The sequence below is a fragment of the Streptomyces rubellomurinus genome (assembly GCF_000961885.1).
In the GTDB taxonomy this organism is placed as follows: domain Bacteria; phylum Actinomycetota; class Actinomycetes; order Streptomycetales; family Streptomycetaceae; genus Kitasatospora; species Kitasatospora rubellomurina.
Genome location: NZ_JZKH01000010.1, coordinates 51277 through 76677 on the forward strand (window position 1 = coordinate 51277; position 25401 = coordinate 76677).

30 protein-coding genes are annotated in these 25401 nt (G+C 73.8%); 17 read left to right on the forward strand and 13 right to left on the reverse strand.

What is annotated here, in order from left to right:
• Window positions 1-142: 142 nt before the first annotated feature.
• Entirely contained in the window at window positions 143-733 is a 591-nt protein-coding gene (locus VM95_RS07470; protein ID WP_052706244.1) for a fasciclin domain-containing protein, read from the reverse strand.
• A 362-nt stretch (window positions 734-1095) separates the two neighbouring features.
• On the opposite strand from VM95_RS07470, the gene VM95_RS44160 reads away from it, so the two are divergent.
• Both VM95_RS44160 and VM95_RS07480 read left to right on the forward strand, forming a co-directional pair.
• Window positions 1096-1620, forward strand: a complete 525-nt coding sequence (locus tag VM95_RS44160) for a COG4315 family predicted lipoprotein (protein WP_045693257.1) — start codon at window positions 1096-1098, stop codon at window positions 1618-1620.
• Between the two features lie 44 nt (window positions 1621-1664).
• Window positions 1665-2168, forward strand: a complete 504-nt coding sequence (locus VM95_RS07480; protein ID WP_045693258.1) for a DinB family protein — start codon at window positions 1665-1667, stop codon at window positions 2166-2168.
• A gap of 32 nt (window positions 2169-2200) precedes the next feature.
• Here VM95_RS07480 and VM95_RS43160 read toward each other — a convergent pair whose 3' ends face one another.
• Window positions 2201-2356, reverse strand: coding sequence for a DUF6131 family protein (locus VM95_RS43160; protein WP_167352900.1), 156 nt, complete (start codon window positions 2354-2356; stop codon window positions 2201-2203).
• A 200-nt stretch (window positions 2357-2556) separates the two neighbouring features.
• Here VM95_RS43160 and VM95_RS07490 point away from each other — a divergent pair, with 200 nt between their 5' ends.
• Window positions 2557-3594: a YihY/virulence factor BrkB family protein gene (locus VM95_RS07490; RefSeq protein WP_045693260.1), complete on the forward strand. Its 1038-nt coding sequence runs from the start codon at window positions 2557-2559 to the stop codon at window positions 3592-3594.
• Window positions 3595-3599: 5 nt separating this feature from the next.
• Here VM95_RS07490 and VM95_RS07495 read toward each other — a convergent pair whose 3' ends face one another.
• From VM95_RS07495 to VM95_RS07515, 5 genes are all read right to left on the reverse strand, one after another.
• Window positions 3600-4097: an ATP-binding protein gene (locus VM95_RS07495; RefSeq protein WP_078859673.1), complete on the reverse strand. Its 498-nt coding sequence runs from the start codon at window positions 4095-4097 to the stop codon at window positions 3600-3602.
• Between the two features lie 127 nt (window positions 4098-4224).
• A complete protein-coding gene (locus VM95_RS07500; RefSeq protein WP_052706246.1) occupies window positions 4225-4620 on the reverse strand; it encodes an STAS domain-containing protein in 396 nt (131 codons plus the stop codon).
• Between the two features lie 131 nt (window positions 4621-4751).
• Window positions 4752-5660, reverse strand: a complete 909-nt coding sequence (locus tag VM95_RS07505) for a SigB/SigF/SigG family RNA polymerase sigma factor (protein WP_078859674.1) — start codon at window positions 5658-5660, stop codon at window positions 4752-4754.
• 196 nt (window positions 5661-5856) lie between these two features.
• Window positions 5857-6252, reverse strand: coding sequence for an SsgA family sporulation/cell division regulator (locus VM95_RS07510; protein ID WP_045693261.1), 396 nt, complete (start codon window positions 6250-6252; stop codon window positions 5857-5859).
• A 117-nt stretch (window positions 6253-6369) separates the two neighbouring features.
• The gene (locus VM95_RS07515; protein ID WP_045693262.1) at window positions 6370-6741 is read right to left on the reverse strand and encodes a PRC-barrel domain-containing protein; all 372 of its coding nucleotides are present in this window, start codon (window positions 6739-6741) and stop codon (window positions 6370-6372) included.
• 322 nt (window positions 6742-7063) lie between these two features.
• Here VM95_RS07515 and VM95_RS07520 point away from each other — a divergent pair, with 322 nt between their 5' ends.
• Window positions 7064-8113, forward strand: a complete 1050-nt coding sequence (locus VM95_RS07520; RefSeq protein WP_045693332.1) for a mechanosensitive ion channel family protein — start codon at window positions 7064-7066, stop codon at window positions 8111-8113.
• 91 nt (window positions 8114-8204) lie between these two features.
• Here the strand turns inward: VM95_RS07520 and VM95_RS07525 are convergent, their stop codons facing one another.
• Window positions 8205-8945, reverse strand: a complete 741-nt coding sequence (locus tag VM95_RS07525; protein ID WP_045693263.1) for a 3-oxoacyl-ACP reductase family protein — start codon at window positions 8943-8945, stop codon at window positions 8205-8207.
• 273 nt (window positions 8946-9218) lie between these two features.
• Between VM95_RS07525 and VM95_RS07530 the strand changes: the two genes are divergently transcribed.
• From VM95_RS07530 to VM95_RS07540, 3 genes are all read left to right on the forward strand, one after another.
• The gene (locus tag VM95_RS07530) at window positions 9219-10202 is read left to right on the forward strand and encodes a cytochrome c oxidase assembly protein (RefSeq protein WP_045693264.1); all 984 of its coding nucleotides are present in this window, start codon (window positions 9219-9221) and stop codon (window positions 10200-10202) included.
• Between the two features lie 76 nt (window positions 10203-10278).
• Window positions 10279-10917 (forward strand): YdcF family protein, encoded by a 639-nt coding sequence (locus tag VM95_RS07535; protein ID WP_052707189.1) that lies wholly within the window; start codon window positions 10279-10281, stop codon window positions 10915-10917.
• A gap of 84 nt (window positions 10918-11001) precedes the next feature.
• On the forward strand, window positions 11002-11724 hold the full coding sequence (locus VM95_RS07540; RefSeq protein ID WP_157882007.1) for a hypothetical protein: 723 nt from the start codon (window positions 11002-11004) through the stop codon (window positions 11722-11724).
• Between the two features lie 84 nt (window positions 11725-11808).
• Here the strand turns inward: VM95_RS07540 and VM95_RS07545 are convergent, their stop codons facing one another.
• The 3 genes from VM95_RS07545 to VM95_RS07555 all read right to left on the reverse strand — a co-directional run bounded on the left by VM95_RS07545 (window position 11809) and on the right by VM95_RS07555 (window position 14967).
• Window positions 11809-14028 (reverse strand): NADP-dependent isocitrate dehydrogenase, encoded by a 2220-nt coding sequence (locus tag VM95_RS07545; protein WP_045693266.1) that lies wholly within the window; start codon window positions 14026-14028, stop codon window positions 11809-11811.
• Between the two features lie 166 nt (window positions 14029-14194).
• On the reverse strand, window positions 14195-14554 hold the full coding sequence (locus VM95_RS07550; RefSeq protein WP_045693267.1) for a DUF4180 domain-containing protein: 360 nt from the start codon (window positions 14552-14554) through the stop codon (window positions 14195-14197).
• Window positions 14555-14565: 11 nt separating this feature from the next.
• Window positions 14566-14967 (reverse strand): helix-turn-helix domain-containing protein, encoded by a 402-nt coding sequence (locus VM95_RS07555; protein WP_045693268.1) that lies wholly within the window; start codon window positions 14965-14967, stop codon window positions 14566-14568.
• A 239-nt stretch (window positions 14968-15206) separates the two neighbouring features.
• Between VM95_RS07555 and VM95_RS07560 the strand changes: the two genes are divergently transcribed.
• Both VM95_RS07560 and VM95_RS07565 read left to right on the forward strand, forming a co-directional pair.
• Entirely contained in the window at window positions 15207-15518 is a 312-nt protein-coding gene (locus tag VM95_RS07560) for an SAV_915 family protein (protein ID WP_045693269.1), read from the forward strand.
• Window positions 15515-15832, forward strand: coding sequence for a hypothetical protein (locus VM95_RS07565; RefSeq protein ID WP_045693270.1), 318 nt, complete (start codon window positions 15515-15517; stop codon window positions 15830-15832). The genes VM95_RS07560 and VM95_RS07565 overlap by 4 nt, the downstream gene beginning before the upstream one ends.
• Window positions 15833-15839: 7 nt before the next feature.
• On the opposite strand, the gene VM95_RS07570 is transcribed toward VM95_RS07565, so the two are convergent.
• Entirely contained in the window at window positions 15840-16091 is a 252-nt protein-coding gene (locus tag VM95_RS07570; RefSeq protein ID WP_045693271.1) for a hypothetical protein, read from the reverse strand.
• Between the two features lie 369 nt (window positions 16092-16460).
• Here VM95_RS07570 and VM95_RS07575 point away from each other — a divergent pair, with 369 nt between their 5' ends.
• Window positions 16461-18119 carry an APC family permease gene (locus VM95_RS07575; protein WP_045693272.1) on the forward strand — a complete coding sequence of 553 codons (1659 nt, stop codon included), beginning with the start codon at window positions 16461-16463 and terminating at the stop codon, window positions 18117-18119.
• A gap of 74 nt (window positions 18120-18193) precedes the next feature.
• On the opposite strand, the gene VM95_RS07580 is transcribed toward VM95_RS07575, so the two are convergent.
• A complete protein-coding gene (locus VM95_RS07580; RefSeq protein WP_045693273.1) occupies window positions 18194-19819 on the reverse strand; it encodes an FAD-dependent oxidoreductase in 1626 nt (541 codons plus the stop codon).
• 236 nt (window positions 19820-20055) lie between these two features.
• Between VM95_RS07580 and VM95_RS07585 the strand changes: the two genes are divergently transcribed.
• From VM95_RS07585 to VM95_RS07615, 7 genes are read left to right on the forward strand one after another with little or no spacing between them, the layout of a single operon-like run.
• Window positions 20056-21228 (forward strand): SchA/CurD-like domain-containing protein, encoded by a 1173-nt coding sequence (locus tag VM95_RS07585; RefSeq protein ID WP_045693274.1) that lies wholly within the window; start codon window positions 20056-20058, stop codon window positions 21226-21228.
• Between the two features lie 31 nt (window positions 21229-21259).
• Window positions 21260-21688, forward strand: a complete 429-nt coding sequence (locus VM95_RS07590) for a cupin domain-containing protein (protein ID WP_045693275.1) — start codon at window positions 21260-21262, stop codon at window positions 21686-21688.
• The gene (locus VM95_RS07595; RefSeq protein ID WP_045693276.1) at window positions 21685-22941 is read left to right on the forward strand and encodes a beta-ketoacyl-[acyl-carrier-protein] synthase family protein; all 1257 of its coding nucleotides are present in this window, start codon (window positions 21685-21687) and stop codon (window positions 22939-22941) included. Before VM95_RS07590 ends, VM95_RS07595 begins: the two co-directional genes overlap by 4 nt.
• Before the next feature lie 5 nt (window positions 22942-22946).
• The gene (locus VM95_RS07600; protein ID WP_045693277.1) at window positions 22947-24188 is read left to right on the forward strand and encodes a beta-ketoacyl synthase N-terminal-like domain-containing protein; all 1242 of its coding nucleotides are present in this window, start codon (window positions 22947-22949) and stop codon (window positions 24186-24188) included.
• Between the two features lie 34 nt (window positions 24189-24222).
• Window positions 24223-24483, forward strand: coding sequence for an acyl carrier protein (locus VM95_RS07605; RefSeq protein ID WP_045693278.1), 261 nt, complete (start codon window positions 24223-24225; stop codon window positions 24481-24483).
• Between the two features lies 1 nt (window position 24484).
• Window positions 24485-24940, forward strand: a complete 456-nt coding sequence (locus VM95_RS07610; protein WP_045693279.1) for an SRPBCC family protein — start codon at window positions 24485-24487, stop codon at window positions 24938-24940.
• 17 nt (window positions 24941-24957) lie between these two features.
• Complete coding sequence (locus VM95_RS07615; protein ID WP_045693338.1) at window positions 24958-25278, forward strand: TcmI family type II polyketide cyclase; 321 nt, start codon at window positions 24958-24960, stop codon at window positions 25276-25278.
• Window positions 25279-25401: the final 123 nt, after the last annotated feature.

A 25401-nucleotide genomic window follows, 5' to 3' on the forward strand; every position in this document is an offset into this window, starting at 1 on the left:
ACGTCAGCGGGACCTGACCTCGTGTCATCGGCTTTTCACAGCGGAATCCGCGCGTTCGGCCCAGCCCGCACTCCGTTCGGCGCAGCGGGCCCGGACGGATCGAAGAACCACCGGACGGAGGCGGAACGCGGGGCGGGCGGCGTCAGCCGAAGGCCGGCACCGTGTCCAGGATCGCCAGGCGCGCGTTGGCCGTCCTGATGCTGCCGCAGAGCACCTGCGCGCCGCCGACGCGGTAGTCCTCGCCGCTGCCGGTGGCCTTGATGACGGCGCCCTGCAGCGAGTTGTACTGCTTGTCCTGGAGGTCGTCCTTGCGCAGGTCGCGGACGACGATCAGCTTGCGGACGAGGTCGCCCGCGCCCTGCTGGGTGGCGAGGGCCTTCTTCTGGTCCTCGGGCAGCTTGGCGAAGGCCGCGTCGTTCGGGGCGAAGACGGTGACGTTCTCCATCGAGTCGAAGATGTCCTTGGCCTTGGCCGTCTTGACCAGCGCGGACAGCTGGGAGAGGTCCTTGGTCTGGTCGATCGCGGTCAGCACGGGCAGGCCGCTCATGGCCCCGAGGCTGCCGGGGCCGTCGCCGGGCAGCGCCGCGCAGGCCTGGCCGAAGGCCTTCTCCGGCGGCGGGGGTGCGGCGACGACCGGGGCGGCCGCGTCGACGCCGCCGCTGCAGCCGGCGAGCGGGGCGAGGGCGAGTGCCAGGGCCACGAGCGTGGCGGGGCGGTGGGTGCGACGGCTCATCGTGGAGGTCCTCCTAGGGGAACCGGCCGAGTCGTTCCGGTGACGCCGGTACGCCGATTGGCGCCGGTACGTCGATACGCCCCAGATGGTGACACCGCGTCAGTCGGCCGCCGGGGAGGTCGGGCCCGCGCGGGGCCGCGTCACCCGTTCCGCCGACCCGCGGACGCGCCTGCCGGGCCGGGCGCTACCGGTCGCGGACGGCGCACAGGGATCGCGGTGATGTGGTACCCGGGTACGGCCACCGGGCACCCTCGCTCCGGCCGGCGGTGAACGCCCCCGGCCCCGGTCGCGTACCCCCGGGCGAGTCGCTTCGCTGGCCCACCGCCCCGCGGCCGGCGGCCCGTACGGAAGGAGCGTGCGCCATGCGCCGTGTCGCCTGGGCAGCCACCATGCTGCCCGCCCTGGCCCTCGCAGCAGCGTGCAGCAGCGGCGGCGGCAGTGCCAAGCCCGCCGCACCGAGCCCGCCGGCCTCCTCGGCGCCGGCCCCCTCGACCAGTCCGCCCGCCAGCCCGCCGAGCACGGGCGGCACGACGGTCGCCGTCCACAGCAACAAACTCGGCATGATCCTCACCGACAGCCAGGGCCGCACCCTCTACCTGTTCGAGAAGGACTCGCCGACGATGTCCGCCTGCGACGGCGCGTGCGCGTCCGCGTGGCCGCCCCTGACCACCACGGGCGCCCCGCAGGCGGGCAGCGGCGTCGACGCCGCCCAGCTCGGCACCGTCACCCGGGCCGACCACAGCCTCGAGGTGACGTACCACGGCCACCCGCTCTACTACTTCTCCGGGGACCAGAAGCCGGGCGACACCAACGGCGAGGGCTCGAAGGCCTTCGGCGCCGGCTGGTACGTCCTCGACCCCTCGGGCAGCAAGATCGACAACGACTGACGCTCCCGACCGTGGTTGTCGGTGGGGCCTGCTAGCGTCCGGCCATGATGAAGACCGTGCCGTACACCGGCGAGGAGAAGGAGAGCCTGCACACGGCTCTCGACCGGCACCGCGACGTGGTGGTCTGGAAGGTCCAGGGGCTGGACGACGAGCAGCTGCGCCGGCCCATGACGCCGTCCGGGACGAGTCTGCTGGGGCTGGTCAAGCACCTCGGCGGGGCCGAGCTCTGGTGGTTCCGCGAGACCTTCGGCCGGGAGACCGGTCCGATGCCGTTCGACATCGAGGCCGACGAGACCTCCGACATGCGGGTCGAGCCGCACGAGTCGACCGCCGACATCCTGGCCTTCTACGCCCGGGCCAGGGCGGCGGCCGACGAGGTGATCCGCGAGCTCGACCTGGACGCCACCGGCACCTCGTACTCCGGCACGACCGTCTCGCTGCGCTGGGTGCTGATCCACATGGCCACCGAGACCGCCCGGCACGCCGGCCACCTGGACATCCTGCGCGAGCTGGCCGACGGCGCGACCGGCGACCACGACCGTAGCTGAGGAGTCGCCGGCCGACCGGGGTGGGCCGAGGGTCAGTAGTAGTGGCGCCGGCCGCCGACCGCGTGTCCGACCGCGCCTGCCACCCACAGGACGAGGCCGATGGCGACCAGGATGAAGCCGATGGTCCACAGGATCGGGATCCCGAAGAAGAACCCGATGAGGAGCAGGATGACGCCGAGAACGAGCACGGTGTCGTCCCTCGGATGACGGGGACGGTTGTCGGACGGGGCCCGGTCCCGGCTCCCCCGCGCCGCGGCCACCACCTGTCCGGGGTGGCGGCCGCGGCATCTCCTGCCGTGCCCACGTACCGCGTCTACCGCTTCCGGGCCGTACCAAACCCCGCGAGCGCCCGGGTGTCGGCCGCCGCGGTTCGGGCAGACGCCGGGGCATGAACCCGATCGAACGCGGACTGCGCGCGGTGGACGGCCTCCAGCAGCGCCACCGCGCGCCCGCCGTGGTCGTCGGCGTCGTGCGCAAGTACGGGGACGACCGGGGCGGCCTGCTCGCCGCCCTGATCACCTACTACGGCTTCGTCGCCCTGATCCCGCTGCTGCTCCTGCTCAGCACCGTCCTCGGCTTCGTCCTGCACGGCCACCCCGGAGCGCAGCGGTCCGTGCTGAACTCCGCGCTCGCCGACTTCCCGATCATCGGCGACCAGTTGCGCCAGAACGTCCACTCGCTCCAGGGCAGCGGTCTGGCCCTGGCCATCGGCGGGTTCGGCCTGCTGTACGGGGCGCTCGGCATCACGCAGGTGCTGCAGCACGCGATGGCCGAGGTCTGGAACGTGCCGGGGGTCCAACGGCCGGGCTACTGGCCGCGGTTGGGGCGGGGCCTGCTGCTGCTTGTGGTCCTGGGCGGCGGTCTGGTGCTGGGCACCGCCGCCGCCTCGCTGGTCGGTACGGCGCTGGGCGGGGTGCCCGCCCGGGTCGGCGGCCTGCTGGTCTCGGCGCTGCTGAACACCGCGCTGTGCCTGCTCTGCTTCCGGGTGCTGACGCCGCGCGAGGTCACCACCCGCGCGCTGTGGCCCGGATGCCTCGTCGCCGGACCGCTGTTCACCGCGCTCCAGGCCTTCGGTTCGCTGCTGGTGACGCACGAACTGCGGCACGCCACCCAGGTCTACGGCTTCTTCGCGACGGTGATCGGCCTGCTCTCCTGGCTCTACCTGGCCGCGCAGATCACCGTGTACGCGGCGGAGGCCAACGTCGTGCTGGCCCGGCGGCTGTGGCCCCGCAGTCTGCTGCAGCCGCCGCTCACGGCGGCGGACGAGGAGGTCCTGTCCTCCGTCGCCCGCCAGGAGGAGCGCCGCCCGGAGCAGCGCGTCGAGGTGCGCTTCGGGGAGGAGAAGGAAGCGGAGGGGAAGGAAGCGGAGGAGGAGGACGGCGACGACGACAGCGGCGCCGAGGCCGACCGCCCCCGGGCTCCCTAGCCGGCCTAGCCGGCCTGGCCGGCCATTCCGTCCCGGAGCCGCGCGGCGTCGAACTCGGCCCAGACCGTCTTGCCCGGGCCGTTCGGCTCCGCGCCCCAGCGGTCGGCGATCCGCTGCACGATGAACAGGCCGTGGCCGCCGGGCAGGGCGGGGTGGTGCGGTTCGCGGAGGGCGGGCAGGTCCGCGGTGCGGTCGCTGACCTCGATCCGCAGCCGGCCCGGGGTGAGGTCGAGGACCAGCTCCCGGGGGCCGCCGCCGTGCAGCATGGCGTTGCCCACGAGTTCGGCGACGACCAGGACGACGTCCTCGGCAATGCCCTCACCGGTGCCCGGCCGCAGGAAGGGCTCGCACCAGTCGGCGAACGCCCGGGCGGTGTGGGCCCTGGCCAGGGCGACCGGCTTGGGGAGCCCCGCGAGGGGCAGCCGGCGCCGCTGGCCGCCGGCGGGCAGCACCGGGCCGGTCTGGTGCGGGTCGCCGTCCAGGGCTCCCCGGCTCATCGTCATCTGAGGGCACCCTTTCGGATCGACGACGCTTTCGCAGCTCGGTTTCCCGGCGGCTCCGGGATTATGCCTGCCCCCGGTCCGCCCTCGGCGGACGGCAGCCGGGCGGGGCGGTCGGCCGCCCCGCCGCTCAGCCCGCCAAGGCCGCCTCGACCGACTCGCGGAGGGCGAACACCACGTGGGCGCCGGTCAGTTCGAGCACCCGCATCACGGTGGGTGCCACCGCCGCGAGGCGCAGCTCCGTACCCTCCTGCTCCGCCGCGATGCGGGTCTTGAGCAGGAGGTTCAGCCCGGAGGAGTCGCAGAAGGCGACTCCGCGCAGGTCGATGACCAGTGTGGGGGGCCGCCGTGCGACCAGCTCGGTGAGCGTCGCCGCGGCCGGGGCCAGGGTCTCGACGTCGAGGTCGCCCGCCAGCGCGCAGACCGCCGCGCCGGTCCCGGTGACGCGGGTGGTCACCGTCAGGCCGCTCCCGGGTGCGGGCGTCACCAGGGCGGTGTCCCCCAGGTCGTCGTCCGATGGCGTCATCGTCGCCCCCTCTGTGTCCGTGCCTTCCGACCATACGCAGCCCGGGCCCCTCGGCGGAACGGGTCGGCCGGACGGAATCGGGCGGACCGGCGGGGCGGGCGGGTCCGCCGGGTGGGTGGCGGCGCGCCCCCTCAGGTGTCCTCGGGTTCGAGCCCCTCCCGCAGCCGCCGCAGCGTGCGGCTCAGCAGCCGCGAGACGTGCATTTGGGACAGGCCGAGGCGCTCGCCGATCTGGGACTGGGTCAGGTCCTCGCAGAAGCGCAGCGACAGGATGAGCCGGTCCCGCTCCGGCAGCGCGGCGACGAGCGGCTTGAGCGCCACCAGGTCCTCCACCCGGGCGAGGTCCCGGTCCTCCTGCCCGAGGCGGTCGCCCAGCGGGCCGGGGCCGTCGTCGCCCTCCGCGCCGCCGAGGTCCAGGGAGCCCGCGGTGTGCCCGTTGGCGGCGGTCAGCCCCTCGACCACCTCGTCGACGGAGACGGCGAGGTCCTCGGCGAGTTCGGCCACCGTGGGGGCCCGGTCGAGGTCCTGCGACAGCCGGTCCTGGGCCCTGGCCAGCGCGATGCGCAGCTCCTGGAGGCGGCGGGGCACGTGGACGGCCCAGGTGGTGTCGCGGAAGTGGCGCCGCATCTCGCCGAGGACCGTCGGCATGGCGAAGGTGGTGAACTCCACGCCGAGGTCCGGGTCGAAGCGGTCGATGGCCTTGATCAGGCCGACCGCACCGGCCTGGAGCAGGTCCTCCCTCGGCTCGCGGTGCGCGGTGAAGTGGCGGATCGCGTACCGGACGAGGGAGAGGTTCATCTCCACCAGGGTGGTGCGGACGTACGAGTACTCCCGCGTGCCCTCCTCCAGCGCGGCGAGGCGTCGGAGCAGGACCCGGGTGAGTTCCCGCGCTTCGGCGGGCGCGATGTCCTTCGGGTCCGCGCCCCCGGTCAGCTCCGCGGGGAGCGGGTCCGCCGGGCGTGGCTCCGCGGCGACCGGGTCCGCGGGCCTTCCGCCGGGGACGGCCGCGGGGGCGAGCAGTTCACCGGTGGGCGTGGGCATGCGAGTCCTTTCCCTGACGACACGACGGGACTCCGGGTACCCCCGGTCGGCGGATGGATGCGACCGACCGTGGTGAAGGTTCCGTGAAGTCCGTTCCCGGCCCGCCGCACGGCGTCGCCGCCGCGCACGCCGGCGCGGGCGGGACGACCGCCGTCCCGCCCGCGCTGCCCGGGCCCGTCCCGCCGACCGGCGCGGGTCAGCCCGCCAGGAGTCGTGCGAGGTCGTGGTCCCAGTCGATCCGGCTGTGTTCCGACCCGGCGGGCACCAGCTCGTCCGTGGCGGCCAGGAACCGGTCGAGCTCCTCGGTCCGGACGGCGAGCAGCGCCACGCCCTCGACCCCGCCGAGCGCGATCAGCGTCCTGGTCCCGTCGAACGGCGAGACGTGGACGTCCCCCTCGCCGGCGGGCGTGCGCACGCCCGCCGCGAGCAGGTCGCGCGAGAGCTCCCACACCGCGTCCGAGCCGGAGCCGCGGAAGTCGAGGCTGATCACACAGGGGTCGTCGGGCCGGTAGGACCAGGCGACGTCCAGGTCCCGGGTGTGGCGTTCGCCGGTGATCAGTCGCATGGTGATCGGCGTGGTCAGCGCGTGCATGCGGTTCCCCTTCCGAAGTCTTCCGAGGTTCTTCCGAGGTTCGTCCGAAGTCCTTCCGCGGGCGCGGCGCGATCGCGGCCACCCGGTGCGGCGCGGTTCGCGGCGGGCCCGGCGGGCTCAGAAGATCCGGCCACCGTAGAACGGGTCGTAGTAGAGCCCGTAGCGGTCGCGCAGGTCGGCCGTCACGTCGTTCGACCCGTCCTCGCCGAGCCCGGGGCCCCTCTTGATGTCGTCCTTCGAGCGGTCGACGTACACCTTCTGCTCGCCGATCTCGATCCGGATGACGGTGTACGCGGGCAGCAGCACCCGCCGCCCGAGGAACCACGGGCCGGTGTCGACCACCAGGTACCGGGCGCCGACCTCCTCGGACAGCTTGTCGATCCGGCCGACCGGCCCGTCGATGGCCTCGACGTGGAAGCCGATGAGGTCGGTGCCCGCGGTGTGCCCGGCGGTGTCCCGGAACTCCCAGATGTTGACGCGCTCGTTCACGATCGTCTCCTTCCCTCCGTTGCCGTGCACCCGGCCCGGGGCCCCGCCCCCGGGCCGGGTGTCGGCTGCGGCTGCCCCCGATCCCGGGGTTCATGCCACCGAACCGCCGGCCGTCACCGGGGGCCGCGGCCGTCGACCGCTACCGGGACACGGCCGCCGACCGCCGGTGCGGGCCGCCCCGCCGGACGGCCCGCGGGGCCCGACTGCCCCGATCCCGGCCAGGTATGCGCCCGGCAGGCATGGATCCCGCCGAACGGGAAAACGGCGGACCCGGGACCGGCCCGGCTGCCGGGGCCGAGGAAGGAGAACGAACGTGTGGTGGATGCTGATCCGATTGCTCCTGGCCGGCGTGGGGGTGGCGCTGACCACCTGCGTGCTGGACCGGGTCGCCGAACGGCTGGTCGGCAGGCTCGCCGCCCGGCGGCCCGGCAACGGGACGCCGGACCTGCTGCACGGCTGCCGGCGCCCGCTGCTCGCCCTGGTCGCCGCCTCGCTGGCGCTCGCCGCGCAGCCCTGGGTCGGCGGTTCGCCGCAGACCCGGGACCGGCTGCACCACGCCCTGGTCCTGCTGGCGATCGCCTCCGGCGGGTGGGTCGGCGCCCGGGTCGTCGGGCTCGTCGTGGAGGGCGCCGTCCGGCTCGCCGTCCACCGCCGCGACCCGTCCTCCGCCGGACGCGCCCGCACCCAGGCCGGCCTGCTCGGCCGGATCTGCCAGGCGGTCATCGCGATCGTCGCGCTCGGGGCGATGCTCCTGACCTTCCCGTCCGTACGCGGCATCGGCACCAGCCTGATCGCCTCAGCGGGCCTGGTCGGCGTGGTCGCGGGCATCGCCGCGCAGAGCGTCCTCGCCAACCTGTTCGCCGGGGTGCAGCTGGCGTTCGGCGACCTCGTCCGGATCGGCGACGTCGTCGTGGTCTCCGGCGAGTGGGGCACCGTCGAGGAGATCACCCTCACCGCGGTGGTGATCGCCACCTGGGACCAGCGGCGCCTGGTCATGCCGATGTCCTACTTCGCGAGCCGCCCCTTCGAGAACTGGTCCCGCCGCTCCAGCCGGATCACCGGCACCGCGTTCCTCCACCTCGACCACCGGGCCCCCGTCCCGCTGCTGCGCAAGGAGTTCGAGGCGTTCCTGGCCGACCACCCGCTCTGGGACGGCCAGGGCAGCGCCCTGCAGGTCGTCGACACCACCCCGAGCACGATCGTGGTCCGGCTGCTGGCCACCGCCGCCGATGCCGCCGACGCGTTCTCGCTCCGCTGCGAGCTGCGCGAGCACCTGGTCAGCCACATCTGCGCGCACCACCCCGAGGCGCTCCCCCGGGTCGCCGTCGATCCGGGGCCCCGGCCGCCCGGTGACCACCCCGGGAGCCGGTGACCACCCCGGGAGCCAGTGACCGCCCGGGGGCGGACACGACGGGACCCCCGCCCCGGCGGACTCCTGGTCTCGCCGGGGCGGGGGTCGGGCCTCAGGCGGTGTAGCCGCCGTCCACGGCGAGGGCGGTGCCGGTGACGTAGCGACCGCCGGGGCCGGCCAGGAAGGCCACGGCGGCCGCGATGTCCTCGGCCTGCCCGTACGTCCCCAGCGCGGTGAGCGAGCGCTGGAAGTCCGCGGAGTCGCCGTCGGCCGGGTTCATGTCGGTGTCGATCGGGCCCGGGTCGACGATGGTGGCGGTGATCCCGCGCGGGCCGAGCTCCCGGGCCAGGCCCTTGGTCAGCCCGGTGAGGGCGGTCTTGGCGGTCGCCTGCAGCACGAAGTTCGCGCCGGGGACGCGCCCGTTGAAGCAGGACCCGATGCTGATGATCCGCCCGCCCTCGCCCAGGTGCCGGGCGGCGGCCTGGGCCGCGAGGAACACCGAGCGGATGTCGACGGCGAGCACCCGGTCCAGCTCCTCGACGGTCACCTCGGCCAGCGGGCCGTAGGTGAGGAAGCCGGCGTTGTTCACCAGGATGTCGAGCCGGCCCAGCTCCCGCACGGCCGTCTCCACCGCCCGCTCCGCGGCCCCCGCCTCGGCGAGGTCGGCCCGGACGGCGACGGCCCGGCCGCCGGCCGCCTCGATCTCCTTGACCACCGCGCGGGCCTGCTCCTCGGCCCGTACGTAGGTCAGCGCCACCGCCGCGCCCTCGGCCGCCAGCCGCTTCGCCACCGCGGCGCCGATCCCCCGGCTGCCGCCGGTCACCAGGGCCACCTTGCCGGTCAGCTCGCTCATCGCTCTTCCCCCTTCGTGGATGCCGCGTCCGCGGCTCATTCACGGTAGGAGTTGACACCGGTGTCAGGTTCAAGCGCTTTTCCGCGCGGCGGCCGGCCGGCGTGCCGGGCGGCACCGGCCCCGCCCCCGGGAACCCGTACGGAGGGGGTGGGGGCACCGGCCGGGGTAAGGCCCGCCTAGGCTGTAGGCCAAGCAAAACGGGCGAACCGGACCCATCCGTGGGGCCACGAGGACGGAAAGCAGGACCCGCCGATGGGCGACGGAATGTCAGGCATGCACCACCACGGCGGGATGACCCGGCTAGGCCCGTTCACCTTCGACAACGTCTGGACGTGGTCCCCCGACTGGGTCTTCCTGCTCGGCGGGCTGGTCGCCCTCGGCCTCTACCTGGCCGCCGCCGTCCGGCTGTACCGGCGCGGCGACAAGTGGCCGGTCGGCCGGGTGGTCGCCTGGGCGGCGGGCGTCGGCTCGATGCTGCTGGTCACCTGCACCGGGCTGAACGACTACGGCATGGTGCTGTTCAGCGCGCACATGATCCAGCACATGGTGCTGTCCATGCTGACGCCGATCCTGCTGCTGCTCGGCGCGCCGATCACGCTGTCGCTGCGCGCGCTGCGCCCGGCCGGCAAGGGGCGTCCGCGCGGCCCGCGCGAGCTGCTGGTGGCGCTGCTGCACAGCCGGTACGTCCGGGTGGTCTCGCACCCCGCGTTCACCATCCCGCTGTTCATCGCGAGCCTGTACGGGGTCTACTTCACCCCGATCTTCGACTTCCTGATGCAGTACCGCGCCGGGCACATCTTCATGATGGTGCACTTCCTGGCCACCGGCCTGGCGTTCTTCTGGCCGATCATGGGCGTGGACCCGGGCCCGCACCGGCCCGGCCACGTGATGCGGATCATCGAGCTGTTCATGGGGATGCCGTTCCACGCGTTCTTCGGCGTCGCCGTGATGATGGCCAGCCACCCGCTGGTGACCACCTTCACGGTGGACGGCGCGCCGCCCGGGACGAACCTGCTGGAGGACCAGAAGCTGGCCGGCGGGATCACCTGGGCCTTCGGCGAGATCCCGACCGCGATCGTGCTGGTCGCCCTGGTGTACCAGTGGATGGGCTCCGAACAGCGGCAGGCCCGGCGGCGCGACCGGGCCGAGGACCGCAGCGGCGACGCCGAGCTGGAGGCGTACAACGCCTACCTGGCCTCGCTCGACAAGCGCGGCCAGCGCCCGGCCCCGGCCGCCCCGGCTGCCGACGCGGGCTGAGCCCCGCCGGGCCCACCCCGCAGGACCCCCGTTCCGCCCCAGGAACGGGGGTCCTGTCGTACGCGTTCGACCAGACATGCACGTCCTGCTCCTGCCCGCCCTCCTGCTCACCGGCTACGTCCTGCTCTGGCTGCTCGGCTTCCTCGGCTGCGCGCTGCGCCAGCGGCGCCGGGCGCTGCCGGAGGGCGCCGACTACCTGGTGGTGCTGGGCGCGGCGCTGGACGGCTGCGAGCCCGGCCCGGCGCTGGCGGCCCGGCTGGACGCCGCGCTGGAACGCCTAGCCGCCGAGGAGGCCGCCGGGCACGCGCCGCTGCTGCTGGTGACCGGCGGGAAGGGCCCGCACGAGGAGTGCACCGAGGCGGCCGCGATGGCCCGCTACCTGATCGCCCGCGGCGTCCCGGCCGGGCGCGTGCGGCGCGAGGAGCGGGCCGTGAACACCGCCGAGAACCTGCGCTTCAGCGCCGCCCTGATGGCCGCCGAGCGACCCGGCTACCGCTGCACGGTGGTCACCAGCGGCTTCCACGCCGTCCGCTCCGCCCTCGCCGCCCGCCGGGCCGGCGCCCCCGGCCCGGTGCTCGGCGCGGACGGCCTGCTCGCGCACGGCCCGTACGCGCTGCTGCGCGAGGCGGTGGGCACCGCGCTGGCCTGGCCCCGGGCCAACGGCGCCGCGCTCGTGCTGCTGGCCGGCGGCGGGGTGCTGCTGGCACTGGCCTGATCCCGCGGCCGCCGCACGGACCTCTGGATCGCCTCGCGCCGCTGCATTAGTTTGAGAACGGAACCGAGCGCGGAGGGGGGCTCTGTGACGTACCGACCGACTGGCGGACCAACTGGCGGACCGACGGACCGGACCCGGGGCGAGTGGAGCACGCTGCAGCGGGCCTGCGTGCCGGTGGCCCTGGTGGCGACCGTGGTCGCCACGGTGGTGGGCGGGCTGGCCGTCTGGCAGTGGCTGGCCGACGACCGGGGGGTGCGGTCCGCCTACGCCTTGGCCCTGGGGGCGGCCGTGCTGGCCTGCGGCGTCGCCGCCGTGCCGTTCCGGCGGCGGGACGTCCTGGCCGACGCCGTGGGGGTCGTCGTGGTGTTCCTGCTCCTGCCGACGCTGGTCGGTGTCGGCGCGGTGGCGTCCGCGACCAGCGACATCCGGGAGTGGAGGCGCACCAGCCAGGCGGTGACGGCCACACTGAGCGGCTGCTACGTCTCCGGCTCGCAGCCGATCGACACGGACCGGGGCACGATCGGCTTGGACGACCTCTACAGCTGCACCTACCGCTGGACGGCGGCCGGCCGGGACTGGGAGCAGGTCCGCCGCTCCCCGAACGGCGACCACCCGGACGGTTACCGGGAGCAGGTGTGGGCGGACGGCAAGACCGGCGAGGTGGCCGAGCACCACCCGATCAGGATCGGCCTGTGCCTCCTGCTCGCCCTCGGCTGCCTGATCGTCGCCGTGCCGTCCTGGATCGTGCACCCGTGGATGCTCCTCGAGTACGGCCTGCTCGGCCGCCGCCCGAAGGCCGACGCCTGACCACGCCTGAACACGCCTGAACACGCCGCAGGCCCCGGGTCCGCCATCGGACCCGGGGCCTGTGTCAGCTCAACTCGACCGGTTTCAGCCGAGGTTGGCGAGCGCCTCGTTGAAGGTCTTGGACGGGCGCATCACGGCGGCGGCCTTGGCCGGGTCCGGCTGGTAGTAGCCGCCGAGGTCGACCGGCGAGCCCTGGACGGCGATGAGCTCGTCCACGATGGCCTGCTCCTGGCCGGTCAGCGCCTCGGCGAGGCCGGCGAAGGCCTGCGCCAGCTCGGCGTCCTCGGTCTGCTCGGCCAGCTCCTGGGCCCAGTACATGGCCAGGTAGAAGTGGCTGCCGCGGTTGTCGATGCCACCGAGGCGGCGGCTCGGCGACTTGTCCTCGTTGAGGAAGGTGCCGGTGGCGCGGTCCAGGGTGTCGGCCAGCACCTTGGCGCGGGCGTTGCCCGCGGTGGTGGCCAGGTGCTCGAAGCTGGCGGCCAGCGCGAAGAACTCGCCCAGGCTGTCCCAGCGCAGGTAGTTCTCCTTGACGAGCTGCTGGACGTGCTTCGGGGCGGAGCCGCCGGCGCCGGTCTCGAACAGGCCGCCGCCCGCCATCAGCGGGACGACCGACAGCATCTTGGCGCTGGTGCCCAGCTCCAGGATCGGGAACAGGTCGGTCAGGTAGTCGCGCAGCACGTTGCCGGTGACCGAGATGGTGTTCTCACCGCGGCGGATGCGCTCCAGCGAGAACGTGGTGGCCTCGACCGGGGACTTGATCTCGATCTGCAGGCCGGTGGTGTCGTGCTCCGGCAGGTACCGCTCGACCTTCTCGATCAGCACGGCGTCGTGGGCGCGCTGCGGGTCCAGCCAGAAGACGGCCGGGTCGCCGGTGGCGCGGGCGCGGGTGACGGCCAGCTTGACCCAGTCCTGGATCGGCGCGTCCTTGGTCTGGCAGGCGCGGAAGATGTCGCCGGGCTGGACGGCCTGCTCCAGGACGACGTTGCCCTCGGCGTCGACCAGGCGGACGGTGCCGGCGGCCGGGATCTCGAAGGTCTTGTCGTGGGAGCCGTACTCCTCGGCCGCCTGGGCCATCAGGCCGACGTTCGGCACCGAGCCGATGGTGGCCGGGTCCAGGGCGCCGTTGGCGCGGCAGTCGTCGATGACGGCCTGGTACACGCCCGCGTAGCTGTGGTCCGGGAGGACGGCCAGGGTGTCGGCCTCCTTGCCGTCCGGGCCCCACATGTGGCCGGAGGTGCGGATCATGGCCGGCATCGAGGCGTCGACGATGACGTCGCTCGGCACGTGCAGGTTGGTGATGCCCTTGTCGGAGTCGACCATGGCGAGGGCCGGGCCCTCGGCCAGCTCGGCCTCGAAGGAGGCCTTGATCTCGGCGCCGTCGGCCAGCGCGTCGAGGCCGGCCAGGATGCCGCCGAGGCCGTTGTTCGGGTTCAGGCCGGCGGCGACGAGCACCTCGCCGTACTGGGCGAAGGTCTTCGGGAAGAAGGCGCGCACGACGTGGCCGAAGATGATCGGGTCGGAGACCTTCATCATGGTGGCCTTGAGGTGCACCGAGAACAGCACGCCCTCGGCCTTGGCGCGGGCGACCTGCGCGGCCAGGAACTCGTTCAGGGCGGCGGCGCGCATCACGGAGGCGTCGACGACCTCGCCGGCCAGCACCGGGACGCTCTCGCGCAGCACGGTGGTGGTGCCGTCCTGGCCGACCAGCTCGATGCGCAGGGCGCCGTCGGCGCCGATCACGGTGGACTTCTCGGTGCTCGCGAAGTCGTTGTCGGCCATGGTGGCGACGTTGGTCTTGGAGTCGGCCGTCCAGGCGCCCATCCGGTGCGGGTGGGTCTTGGCGTAGTTCTTGACCGACAGCGGCGCGCGGCGGTCGGAGTTGCCCTCGCGCAGGACGGGGTTGACGGCGCTGCCCTTGACCTTGTCGTAGCGGGCGCGGGCGTCCTTCTCCTCGTCGCTCTGCGGGGCGTCCGGGTAGTCCGGCAGGTCGTAGCCCTGGGCCTGCAGCTCGGCGATGGCGGCCTTCAGCTGCGGCACGGAGGCCGAGATGTTCGGCAGCTTGATGATGTTGGCGGCCGGGGTCTTGGCCAGCTCGCCCAGCTCGGCGAGGGCGTCGCCGATCCGCTGGGCCTCGGTCAGACGCTCCGGGAAGCTGGCGATGATGCGCCCGGCCAGGGAGATGTCACGGGTCTCCACCCGCACGCCCGCCGTCTTGGCGTACGCCTGGACCACCGGCAGGAACGAGTAGGTCGCCAGGGCCGGAGCCTCGTCGGTGTGCGTATAGATGATGGTCGAGTCAGTCATCGGTACTCCGCTTCACGTCTCCAACGTCTTGACGTCAAGATATCTCGTCCCGGGCCTCTCGCTCCACCTCCCCCCGCCCCGGAGCGCGCGCCGGGCGCCCCGGGGGGCGCGAGCACGGCCGGCTCCACCGTCCCCCGGGGCGCCCGCCGCGGCAAGCCGGGCGGGCTCAGACCGAGGTCAGCCGGGCCGCCAACTCCTCCTCGTCGGTGAGGAACCAGAGCTGCCGGCCGCGGTTGCTCTCCCGGACGAAGTCGCGCAGGGCGTCGGAGGCGGCGATCTGCTCGGCGATGTCGCCGAGCACGACCAGGCCGACGCGGTAGTTGACGAACTTCTGCACGATGCCGCCGGCGACGCGGGTGCGCAGCGCGAAGAAGTCCGGGTGCAGCCGGGCGACGGGGGCGACGACCCAGGTGGCGCCGTGGCCGAAGGCGTCGCCGATGACGTCCATGGCGTCCTGCTCGGTGCGGATCGGCGCGCCCTCGGCGGGCAGCCGCAGGACGGTCGGGCGGTCGGTCACGTCGGTCATCACGTTCTTCCTCAGCTGAAGGTGTGGACGATGGCGAGCAGTGCGGCGGTGTCGGCCGGGTCGCCGAGGAGGATCAGCCGCAGCGTGCGGCCCTGCGGGTCGTGGACGGCTTCGACGTGCAGCGGGCGGCCGCCGTCGCGCGGGCCGGCGACGGCGGCGAGGACGGCGGTGCTGAGCCGGTCGGCCTCGGCGCGGTCGACGTCCTCGATCCGGACGACGGCGGACACCTCGGCGCGCCGCCGGGCGGGGGCGACCGGGGCGCCGGTGAGCGCCTCCAGGTCGACCTGGGCGATCCGGTACTGCTTGCCGATCCGGGTGGCGGCGAGCCGCCCGTCGCGGATGTAGCCCCGGACGGTGCGCACGTGCAGGCCGAGGAGCTCGGCCACCTGTTCCACCGAGTAGTACTGCGCCACCTGCGGCCACCCTCCAAGGCTTCCCTATCCGCACACAAGATAGCACTCAGTAGGTGCGTTTAGGGAAGGATAAGGAGTGGTGTAGTCCATTCGAGGGACCCCGGCGTCAGGAGTGCGTCAACACATCACCCCATCAGGTCAACGCTGCGTCAGGACCGGCGACGGCCGGCCCGGGCAGGCCTAGCGTCGACTCGGAAGCAGTTCCGACAGGCACCACCACCCCACTCGGGAGCACTCGCATGGCCCGCGTCCTCTGGCACGTTCCGGTCACCGCCTCCGGCACCGGAAGCACCTCCGCCCTCCGCCTGTTCCGCCTGCGCGACGGCCGCCGCTGCGCGGTCGGCTTCTCCACCCCCGAGGCCCTGGCCGCCCTGCTCGGCCCGGACCAGCCGTACACCGAGCTCGCCGAGCCCGCGCTGCGCGACCTGACCGCGCCGCTCGGCGTGGACACCCTGGTGCTGGACCCGCGCCTGGTCGCCCCGCCCGTCGCGGCGGCGCCGCCCGCCCCGCTCGCCCCCGCCGGACCGGCCGCGCAGTTGCAGGCCCGGTGACCGCCCTCCACCTGGTCCCGGGCGGCCGGGAGCCGGAGCCCGAGCCGGCCCGGCCGCTGCACGCCGTCGCCCGGGTCAGCTACGGGCCGCTCCCGCTGGACTTCGACCGGCTGGCGGCGGAGTTCCCGGCCGTCCGCGGCGGCCTGGCGCTCGCCGGGGACGCCGACCTGGAGCTGCGCCTGGCCTGCACCGGGCCGGCGGAGTTACGGGCGGTGGCGGCGGCGCTGCACCGCGCGGGCGCGGCCAGCGTCCGGATCGACCTGGTGCTGCGCACCCTCACCCCGGGGCCGGTGACGCTGCGCCCGGTGAACTGACGAGGGATCAGTCCTCGTAGCCGGGGCGGGGGTTCGGGTTGACGCCCTGCCCGTCGATCGGCTGGCCCCAGGCGTCCTCCCCCTCCCCGCCCACGCAGTAGCCGCTGCCCTGCACCTGCCCGCCGGCGGCCCGGCACTGTTCGGCGGTGACGTCGCGGAGGCGGTCTGGCGCCGCCGCGGCCGGGGTCGCGGCGGCGAGGGCTATGACGGCGGTGACGGCGGCCGCGAGGGCCGCCCGGGCGCGCAGCGTTGTGGTCATGCGGCCCAGGACAGCACGGCCGCGCGGCACCGGCGACCACAGCGCGCCCGCCCGGGTGGACCGGCCGGCGGCCGCGCCCGGACCGGCCGCGCCGCATCGCTATGCGGTCGCCGCCATTCCCATGAACCGGAGCAGGCACCAATGGTGCCCGACCGGCGACCGAAGCTCAATTGCCGCTCAAATGCTGAACCTACTGGTCGGTCACGTAATAACCCGGAAAGCGGGGTGCCCCCTACCTGGGAGAATGTCGGGAAAAGAAAGTAAACATTCAGCAATGGAATCTGTGCAGAGGCCTATGAATAGCCCTACTGTGTGGCAACTCTCCGAGCTCCGCCCACCCCGGAGCCCCCACACACAGAGAGATCGCCCATGGCTTCCCTCAACCAGATCTCGCCGCCCGGCCAGAGCACCGGCACCGGCGCGACCACCCACCGGTCGCTCAAGCGCCACGTCGGCCTCGTCGGCCTCATGTGGGCCTCGGTCGGCTCGATCATCGGCTCCGGCTGGCTCTTCGGCGCCAAGAGCGCCGTCACCGCCGCCGGGCCCGCAGCCGTCATCTCCTGGGGCATCGGCGCCGTCGCGATCGTGCTGCTCGCGCTCGTCCACGCCGAGCTCGGCGGGCTCTTCCCGGTCGCCGGCGGCACCGCCCGCTACCCGCACTACGCCTTCGGCGGCCTGGCGGGCATGTCCTTCGGCTGGTTCTCCTGGCTCCAGGCGGCCACCGTGGCGCCGATCGAGGTCGAGGCCATGATCGGGTACGCCAAGGACGTACCCGGGTTCGGCGGTCTGCAGAACGCCGACAAAACCCTCACCACCAGCGGATTCATCGCCGCAACCCTGCTGATGGCCGTGTTCGTCGCGGTCAATTTCCTCGGCGTGAAGGTCCTCGCCCGGACCAACAGCATCGCCACCTGGCTGAAGATCTTCGTTCCTCTGCTCACGATCTTCATGCTGGCGATCACCAGCTTCCACGGCTCCAACTTCACCTCGCACGGCTTCGCCCCGTTCGGCGCCAAGGGCGTCCTCGCCGCGATCAGCACCAGCGGCATCATCTTCGCCCTGCTCGGCTTCGAGCAGGCCATCCAGATCGCCGGTGAGAGCCGCAACCCCAAGCGCGACATCCCCCGGGCCGTGCTCGGCTCCGTCGCCATCGGCACGGTGATCTACACCCTGCTGCAGGTCGTCTTCATCGGCGCGCTGCCGGTCACCGCCTTCGCCAACGGCTGGGACAAGCTCGACTTCCCCGGCATCGACGGCCCCTTCGCCGGTCTGGCCACCCTGGTCGGCCTCGGCTGGCTGTACTACGTGCTCAAGGTCGACGCGGTGATCTCCCCCGGCGGCACCGGCCTGATCTACACCACCTCCACCTCGCGCATCTCCTACGGCCTGAGCCGCAACGGCTACGCGCCGCAGAAGTTCGAGCAGCTGGACAAGAACGGCGTGCCGTGGGTCGGCCTGATCCTCTCCTTCGTCACCGGCGTGGTCTGCTTCCTGCCCTTCCCGAGCTGGCAGCAGCTGGTCAACTTCATCACCTCCGCCAGCGTGCTGATGTACGCCGGCGCCCCGCTGGCCTTCGGCGCGCTGCGCCGCCGCCTGCCGGACCGCGAGCGCTCCTACCGGCTGCCGCTGGGCGGGCTGATCTCCCCGGTCGCCTTCGCGGTCGCCAGCCTGATCATCTACTGGGCCGGCTGGGACACCCTGCTCCGCCTGGGCATCGCGATCGCCCTCGGCTACGGCCTGCTCGGCAGCTACGCCGCGTACGCGATCATCAAGCGCCTGCCGAACGCGCCGCGGCTGAACTGGAAGGCCGCCCAGTGGCTGCCGGTCTACCTGCTGGGCCTCGGCCTGATCTCCTGGCAGGGCGGCTTCGGCAACGGCGCCGGCCGGATCCCGCTGTGGGCCGACATGGGCATCGTGGTCGTGTTCTCCCTCGCCATCTACTACTGGGCGATCCAGGTCGCCCTGCCGGCCGAGGAGATCGAGCGCGAGATCGCCGACGTGGAGGTGGTCGACGCGGGCGGACACTGATCATCACCGATGCCTGACACGCGGACGGGCCCGCCGGTCATCACGACCGGCGGGCCCGTCCGCGCATGCCGGCCCTACAGGCTCAGCACCGTCCGCAGCGCCGCCGCCACCTCGGCCTCCGCGTCCCGCGCCGGGCCGGGCGAGCGCCAGGCGACGAAGCCGTCCGGGCGCACCAGCACGGCGCCCTGCGGGCCGAGGCCGTGCAGCTCGGCGAAGTCGGCGCCCGGCTCGGGTGCCAGGTCGTCCTCGGCGCCGGAGCCGATCCGGTAGGCGTCCAGCGGGACGGCCAGCCGGTCGGCGGCCCGCCGGGCGCCCTGCTGCCAGTCGGCGCCGCCCGGCCCGGTGAGCAGCACCATCGCCTGCTCGTACAGGTCCAGCGTGGACAGCCGCACGCCGGCCCGCAGGAGCCACTGGTGCGGGGCCCGGCTGCCCGGCTCGCCCGCCGACTCGAAGGCGTCCGGGACGACCGGCCCCGCCGGGTCGGTGCCGGCCACCGCGCCGACCGGGTAGCGGTAGCCGAGCGCCACCGCCAGCACCCCGGCCTGCCGGCCCACCCCCGGCACCACCGCGTAGCCCGGGTGGCTGTGCTCGGCCGAGCGGGCCGACGCGCGCTCGCCGGTCACCCGGGCGACCGGCAGCCGCTCCTGCCCGTACGTCTCCAGCAGGCCCGGGCCGGCCCAGCCGCACAGCACGGCGGCCAGCTTCCAGGCCAGGTTGTGGGCGTCCTGGATGCCGGTGTTGGAGCCGAACGCGCCGGTCGGGGACATCTCGTGCGCCGCGTCCCCGGCCAGGAAGACCCGCCCGACGCCGTACCGCTCGGCGACCCGCTCGGCCGCGTGCCAGGGCGCCCGGCCGGTCACCTCCACGTCCAGCTCCGGCAGGCCGACCGCGGTGCGGATGTGCCGCTCGCAGCGCTCGTCGGTGAAGGCCTCCAGCGGCTCGCCGTGCTCCGGGTGCCAGGGCGCGTGGAAGACCCACTCCTCCTGGTTGTCCACCGGCAGCAGCGCGCCGTCCGCCTCCGGGTTGGTCAGGTAGCAGGCGATGAAGTGCCGGTCGCCGACCACCTCGGCCAGCCGCTTGGCGCGGAAGGTGATGCTGACGTTGTGGAACAGCTCGCCCTTGCCGCTCTGCCCGATGCCCAGGCGCTCGCGGGCCGGGCTGCGCGGGCCGTCCGCCGCGACCAGGTACTCGGAGCGCACCACCCGCTCCTCGCCGCTCTCCCGGCTGCGCAGCAGTGAGGTGACGCCGTCCGCGTCCTGCTCGAAGGAGACCAGCTCGGTGCCGAAGCGGACGTCCCCGCCCAGGTCGCGGGCCGCCTGCAGCAGCACCGGCTCCAGGTCGTTCTGACTGCACAGGCACCAGGCGGTGGGGCTGAACCGGGCCAGCCGCCCGCCCGGGTCGATCTCCCGGAACAGCCACTCCTGCTCCTCGCCGGTCAGCGAGGGCGCCTGCAGGATGCCGTGGTTGCGGGCCAGCACCGAGGCCGCCGCGCGGATCGCGGGCTCGATCCCGGCCGTCCGGTAGAGCTCCATGGTGCGGACGTTGTTGCCCCGGCCGCGCGGGTGGTGCGAGGTGTCGGCGTGCTTCTCGACCAGCAGGTGCCTGACGCCCAGCCGCCCGAGGAACAGCGAGGCGGACAGCCCGACCAGCGAGCCGCCCACGATCAGGACCGGCACCCGGTCGTCGACCTTCGGATTCATCAATTGCTCCGCCCTGTAGGGGGATTCCGCGGCGCGGCGAATCGGCTCGGCGCCGCCCTCGACGGGCCCGCACGGCCGGGGCCCCGGTTCTCCATCCCCCGCCCGGCCGCCGTTGTGCCGCCCCTTCGCCCGGATGGCCCGCAAATCTCGCGGGCTCGCCGAGCGGCCGATGACGATCGACCTCAGGCCTGGCGCCGATCGCCCGGGCCGGTGTGGCCGAGAGCAGAAAGTGGATCATGACTACCCTGTCCGAACCGCAGCGGAAACAGCCCTCCGACGACAACGACTCCCGGCTGAGGGTGGTGCTGATGCTGGAGATCCAGGACGGCGCCCAGCAGCGCTTCCTCGACGTCTACGAGCAGCTGCGGCATCAGGTCGCCTCGGTGCCCGGCCACGTCAGCGACCAGCTGTGCCAGTCGATCAACGACCCGCGCCAGTGGCTGATCACCAGCGAGTGGCGGGACCAGGAGACCTTCCTGGAGTGGGTGGACAGCCCCGCCCACCGCGAGATGGTCAAGCCGATGCACGGCTGCGTCAGCGACAACTTCCGCTCCCTGCGCTACGCCGTGCTGCGCGAGACCTCGGCGGCCGGTTCCACCGGCACCCGCGCCCCGATGGAGGTCCCGCCCGGGCTGCCGCGCACCGAACCCGCCGCCGGGCAGGCCGGCCCGCCGAAGGCCGACCCGGGCCCGGACGGCGTCGTCCGCCACGCGCTCACCTTCACCGTCAAGCCCGGCAGCGAGCCCGAGGTGGCCCGCATCCTGTCCGGCTACGCCTCGCCCAAGGCCGAGGTGGACGAGCACACCCGGCTGCGCCGCACCTCGCTGTTCCTGCACGGCAACCGGGTGGTGCGGGCCGTCGAGGTGGAGGGCAGCCTCGGCGACGCGCTGCGGCACGTCGCGATGCAGCCCGAGGTACGGGCCGTCGAGGAGGCGCTCAACCCGCACCTGGAGGAGGCCCGGCAGCTGGGCGACCCGCAGTCCGCGCGCGCCTTCTTCGCCAAGGCCGCGCTGCCCGCCCGGCACCAGGCCATCGCCAGCGCCCCCTGCTCCGGGCGGCTGCACCGGCACGCCGTGCTGTACCCCGTCCGGCCGGGCTGCGGGCCGGCCGTCGCCGAACTGCTGGCCACCTACGACAACCTGGCCACCGCCGACCCGACCGGCCCGGTCGCGGCGAGCACCGTCTTCCACCGGGACGACGTGGTGGTGCGCCTGGTCGACCTCCGGGTGCCGGCCGAGGCCGACCCGGTGGCCGCGCTCGGCGTCGCCGGCGAGCGGGAGGCCGCCGCGCTCGGCGCGCTGCTCGACCTCGGCCCGCACGGGGACCTGCGCACCGTCGCCGGCCTGAGCGCGCTGCTCGCCGCGCGCGCCATGAGCCCGCTCACCGACCGCAGCGCGCAGGAATCCTGACGACACCCCGACCCATCGGAGGCAGCACACCATGACCACCACGCCGTTCCCACGGATCGTCTCCGTCCACGAGGCACCGGAGAACCGCCGCCACGGAGCCGAACTGCGCACCATGCTCACCCCGCCGAGCTGCGGCGCGACCAGCGGCTTCATGGGCCTGGCCATCGTCCGGCCGGGCGAGCGGATCAACGAGCACTACCACCCGTACTCCGAGGAGTTCGTGTTCGTCATCTGCGGCGACCTGGAGGTCGACCTCGACGGGAAGACCTACCCGCTCAAGCCCGAGCAGGGCCTGATGATCCCGATCAACGTGCGCCACCGCTTCCGCAACGTCGGCGCCACCGAGGCCCGGATGGTCTTCCACTGCGGCCCGCTCGCCCCGCGCCCCGACCTCGGCCACGTGACCACCGAGGAGGCCGACGCCGCCGGCCCGCCGGAACCCGCGAAGGTCGCCTCGTGACACGGCGCGTCGCCGTCACCGGGATCGGGGTGGTCGCGCCCGGCGGGGTCGGGGTTCCGGCGTTCTGGGAGCTCCTCACCGCCGGCCGCACCGCCACCCGGGGCATCACGCTCTTCGACCCCGCCGGATTCCGGTCCCGGATCGCCGCCGAGGTCGACTTCGACCCGGCGGCCCACGGGCTCGGCCCGGACGAGGTCCAACGGGCGGACCGCTACGTGCAGTTCGCGATGGTCGCGGCGGACGAGGCGATCGCCGACGCGGGCCTGGACCTGAGCGCCGAGGACCCGTGGCGGATCGCCGTCTCGCTCGGCACGGCGGTCGGCGGCACCACCCGGCTGGAGCACGACTACGCCCTGGTCAGCGCGCACGGCGCCCGCTGGGACGTCGACCACCGGCACGCCGAGCCGCAGCTGCACCGGGCCTTCGCGCCCAGCACGCTGGCCTCCACCGTCGCCGAACGGGTCGGCGCGCACGGCCCGGTGCAGACCGTCTCCACCGGCTGCACCTCCGGCCTGGACGCGATCGGCTACGGCTTCCAGGCCGTCGAGGAGGGGCGCGCCGACATCTGCGTCGCCGGCGCCTCCGACTCCCCCATCTCGCCGATCACCGTCGCCTGCTTCGACGCCATCAAGGCCACCAGCGAGCGCAACGACGACCCGCAGCACGCCTCCCGCCCCTTCGACGCCCACCGGGACGGCTTCGTGCTCGGCGAGGGCGGCGCCGTCCTGGTGCTGGAGGAACTGGAGCACGCCCGCCGCCGCGGCGCCCGGATCTACGGCGAGCTCGCCGGCTTCGCCACCTTCGGCAACGCCTACCACATGACCGGCCTCACCACCGAGGGGCTGGAGATGTCCCGGGCGATCGACCACGCCCTCGACCACGCCCGGGTGAACCGCACCGACGTCGACTACGTCAACGCGCACGGCTCGGGCACCAAGCAGAACGACCGCCACGAGACCGCGGCGGTCAAGCGCTCGCTCGGCGGACACGCCTACGAGACGCCGATGAGCTCGATCAAGTCGATGGTCGGGCACTCGCTCGGCGCGATCGGCGCCCTGGAGGTGGTCGCCTGCACCCTGGCGCTCGCCCACAACGTGGTGCCGCCGACCGCCAACTACGAGACTCCGGACCCGGAGTGCGACCTCGACTACGTGCCGCGCACCGCGCGCGAGCTGCCGCTGAGCCACATCCTCTCGGTCGGCAGCGGATTCGGCGGCTTCCAGTCCGCCGTCGTGCTCAACAGAACGGGGTGAGTTCCATGACGTCACGTCAGCAGGGCCGCCGGGCCGTGGTCACCGGCCTCGGCGTGGTGGCGCCGAACGGTGTCGGGGCCGACGCCTTCTGGAAGGCCACCAGGCAGGGCGTGAGCGTCCTCGACCGGATATCCCGCGAGGGCTGCGGCGGCCTGCCGCTCAAAGTCGCGGGCGAGGTACGGGACTTCGACCCGCAGGCGGTGATCGACAGCCGCTACCTCGTGCAGACCGACCGGTTCACGCACTACGCGATGGCCGCCGCCGACCTCGCCGTCGCGGACGCCCGCTTCACGCCCGACCCCGAACAGCCCTACGCGGTCGGCGTGGTGACCGCGGCCGGCTCCGGCGGCGGCGAGTTCGGCCAGCGCGAGCTGCAGCAACTCTGGGGCCAGGGGCCGAGGTTCGTCGGCCCGTACCAGTCCATCGCGTGGTTCTACGCGGCCAGCACCGGCCAGATCTCGATCCGCGGCGGCTACAAGGGCCCGTGCGCGGTCGTCGCCAGCGACGAGGCCGGCGGCCTGGACGCGCTCGCGCACGCCGCCCGCTCGATCGGGCGCGGCACCGACGCGGTGGTGGTCGGCGCCGCCGAGGCCCCGCTGGCGCCGTACTCGATGGTCTGCCAGCTCGGCTACCCCGAACTGAGCCTCGCCGAGCGGCCCGAGGCGGCCTACCTGCCGTTCACCGCGCAGGCCTGCGGCTTCTCGCCCGCCGAGGGCGGGGCGATGCTGCTGCTGGAGGACGAGCAGGCGGCCCGCCGCCGCGGCGCCACCGTCCGGGCCCACCTGGCCGGGCACGGCGCCACCTTCACCGGCGCCTCCCGCTGGGAGGAGTCCCGGGACGGCCTGGCCGCCGCCGTCCGGGCCGCGCTGGACCAGGCCAGGATCGCGCCCGAGGAGATCGACGTGGTCTTCGCGGACGCCCTCGGCGTGCCGGCCGCCGACCGGGCCGAGGCCCTGGCGCTGGCCGACGCGCTCGGCCCGGCCGCCGAACGGGTGCCGGTCACGGCGCCCAAGACCGGTACCGGGCGCGCCTACTGCGGCGCGCCGATGCTGGACGTGGCGGCCGCCGTGCTGGCCATGGAGGACGGCGTCCTGCCGCCCACCCCCAATGTCACCGAGGTCTGCCACGACCTCGCCCTGGTCACCGGCCGCGCCCGGCCGGCCGAGCTGCGCACCGCCCTGGTGCTCAGCCGCGGCCTGATGGGCTCCAACTCCGCGCTGGTGCTCCGGCGCGGCGAACGGCCCTGACCTCTCCGGACAACGCTCCCCGAAGGGACACCCCGTGAGCAACACCCTCAGCTACCCCGAGCTGGCGGACCTGATCCAGGCCCGGGCCGGCGTCAGCATCACCCCGGCCGACCTCGAACAACCCGGCGCCCACTTCGACGACTTCGGCGTGGACTCGCTCGGACTCCTCGGCGTCGTCGGCGAGTTGGAGAACCGGCACGGCCTCAAGGTCACCACCGGCGCCGAATCCGCCAAGACCCCGGCCGAGTTCCTCCAGCTGGTCAACTCCTCCCTCTCCGCGAAGGCAGGCGCCTGAGATGCCCGGACACACCGACAACGAGATCGTCATCAACGCTCCGCTCGACCTGGTCTGGGAGATGACCAACGACCTGGAGAACTGGCCGGACCTGTTCAGCGAGTACGCCTCCGTGGAGGTGCTGGAGCGCACCGGCGACAGCGTCCGCTTCCGGCTCACCATGCACCCCGACGAGAACGGCAACGTGTGGAGCTGGGTCTCCGAGCGCACCACCGACCGGCCCTCGCTGGCGGTGCGCGCCCGCCGGGTCGAACCCGGCCCGTTCGAGTTCATGGACATCCGCTGGGAATACGCCGAAGTCCCGGCCGGGACGAAGATGCGCTGGATCCAGGACTTCGCGATGAAGCCCACCGCGCCGGTCGACGACAACGGCATGGTCAACCACATCAACAAGAACTCCCGGATCCAGATGCAGCTGATCCGGGAGAAGGTCGAGAAGCGGGCGGCCGAGCGATGACCGGAACCGGAGGCGGGATCCACCGCGCCCTGATCGTCGCCCGGATGAAGCCCGAGGCGGCCCCCGACATCGCCGAGGTGTTCGCCGACTCCGACCGGGGCGAACTGCCGCACCTGATCGGCGTCACCGGGCGCAGCCTCTTCCAGTTCGGCGACGTCTACCTGCACCTCATCGAGGCCGACCGCCCGCCGGGGCCGGCCGTCGCCAAGGTCACCGGACACCCGGAGTTCCGGAGCGTCAGCGACCGCCTCACCGCCTTCGTCCAGGCCTACGACCCGGCCACCTGGCGCGAGCCGAAGGACGCGATGGCGCGCGAGTTCTACCGCTGGGACCGCTGACGCACCACGCGTCACCGTGTCCTCCATGGGCCCGCCCCCGGCCGTGCGCCGGGGGCGGGCCCAGGTGCGCGCGGGGCCCGCGCGGGCGTCGCGGCCGTCGCGGCCGTCGCGGGCGGTGTAACC

Coding starts and splice junctions, on each gene's coding strand:
- VM95_RS07495 (WP_078859673.1), bottom strand. CDS start 4,097: ATGACGATGAGCCGGGGAGCCCTGGACGGCGACCCGCACCAGACCGGC.
- VM95_RS07525 (WP_045693263.1), bottom strand. CDS start 8,945: ATGAGCGAGCTGACCGGCAAGGTGGCCCTGGTGACCGGCGGCAGCCGG.
- VM95_RS07510 (WP_045693261.1), bottom strand. CDS start 6,252: ATGCACGCGCTGACCACGCCGATCACCATGCGACTGATCACCGGCGAA.
- VM95_RS07470 (WP_052706244.1), bottom strand. CDS start 733: ATGAGCCGTCGCACCCACCGCCCCGCCACGCTCGTGGCCCTGGCACTC.
- VM95_RS07480 (WP_045693258.1), top strand. CDS start 1,665: ATGATGAAGACCGTGCCGTACACCGGCGAGGAGAAGGAGAGCCTGCAC.
- VM95_RS07575 (WP_045693272.1), top strand. CDS start 16,461: ATGGCTTCCCTCAACCAGATCTCGCCGCCCGGCCAGAGCACCGGCACC.
- VM95_RS07530 (WP_045693264.1), top strand. CDS start 9,219: ATGCACCACCACGGCGGGATGACCCGGCTAGGCCCGTTCACCTTCGAC.
- VM95_RS07590 (WP_045693275.1), top strand. CDS start 21,260: ATGACCACCACGCCGTTCCCACGGATCGTCTCCGTCCACGAGGCACCG.
- VM95_RS07585 (WP_045693274.1), top strand. CDS start 20,056: ATGACTACCCTGTCCGAACCGCAGCGGAAACAGCCCTCCGACGACAAC.
- VM95_RS07545 (WP_045693266.1), bottom strand. CDS start 14,028: ATGACTGACTCGACCATCATCTATACGCACACCGACGAGGCTCCGGCC.
- VM95_RS07535 (WP_052707189.1), top strand. CDS start 10,279: ATGCACGTCCTGCTCCTGCCCGCCCTCCTGCTCACCGGCTACGTCCTG.
- VM95_RS07520 (WP_045693332.1), top strand. CDS start 7,064: ATGCTGATCCGATTGCTCCTGGCCGGCGTGGGGGTGGCGCTGACCACC.
- VM95_RS07500 (WP_052706246.1), bottom strand. CDS start 4,620: ATGACGCCATCGGACGACGACCTGGGGGACACCGCCCTGGTGACGCCC.
- VM95_RS07600 (WP_045693277.1), top strand. CDS start 22,947: ATGACGTCACGTCAGCAGGGCCGCCGGGCCGTGGTCACCGGCCTCGGC.
- VM95_RS07490 (WP_045693260.1), top strand. CDS start 2,557: ATGAACCCGATCGAACGCGGACTGCGCGCGGTGGACGGCCTCCAGCAG.
- VM95_RS07570 (WP_045693271.1), bottom strand. CDS start 16,091: ATGACCACAACGCTGCGCGCCCGGGCGGCCCTCGCGGCCGCCGTCACC.
- VM95_RS07505 (WP_078859674.1), bottom strand. CDS start 5,660: ATGCCCACGCCCACCGGTGAACTGCTCGCCCCCGCGGCCGTCCCCGGC.
- VM95_RS07610 (WP_045693279.1), top strand. CDS start 24,485: ATGCCCGGACACACCGACAACGAGATCGTCATCAACGCTCCGCTCGAC.
- VM95_RS07550 (WP_045693267.1), bottom strand. CDS start 14,554: ATGACCGACGTGACCGACCGCCCGACCGTCCTGCGGCTGCCCGCCGAG.
- VM95_RS07560 (WP_045693269.1), top strand. CDS start 15,207: ATGGCCCGCGTCCTCTGGCACGTTCCGGTCACCGCCTCCGGCACCGGA.
- VM95_RS07580 (WP_045693273.1), bottom strand. CDS start 19,819: ATGAATCCGAAGGTCGACGACCGGGTGCCGGTCCTGATCGTGGGCGGC.
- VM95_RS44160 (WP_045693257.1), top strand. CDS start 1,096: ATGCGCCGTGTCGCCTGGGCAGCCACCATGCTGCCCGCCCTGGCCCTC.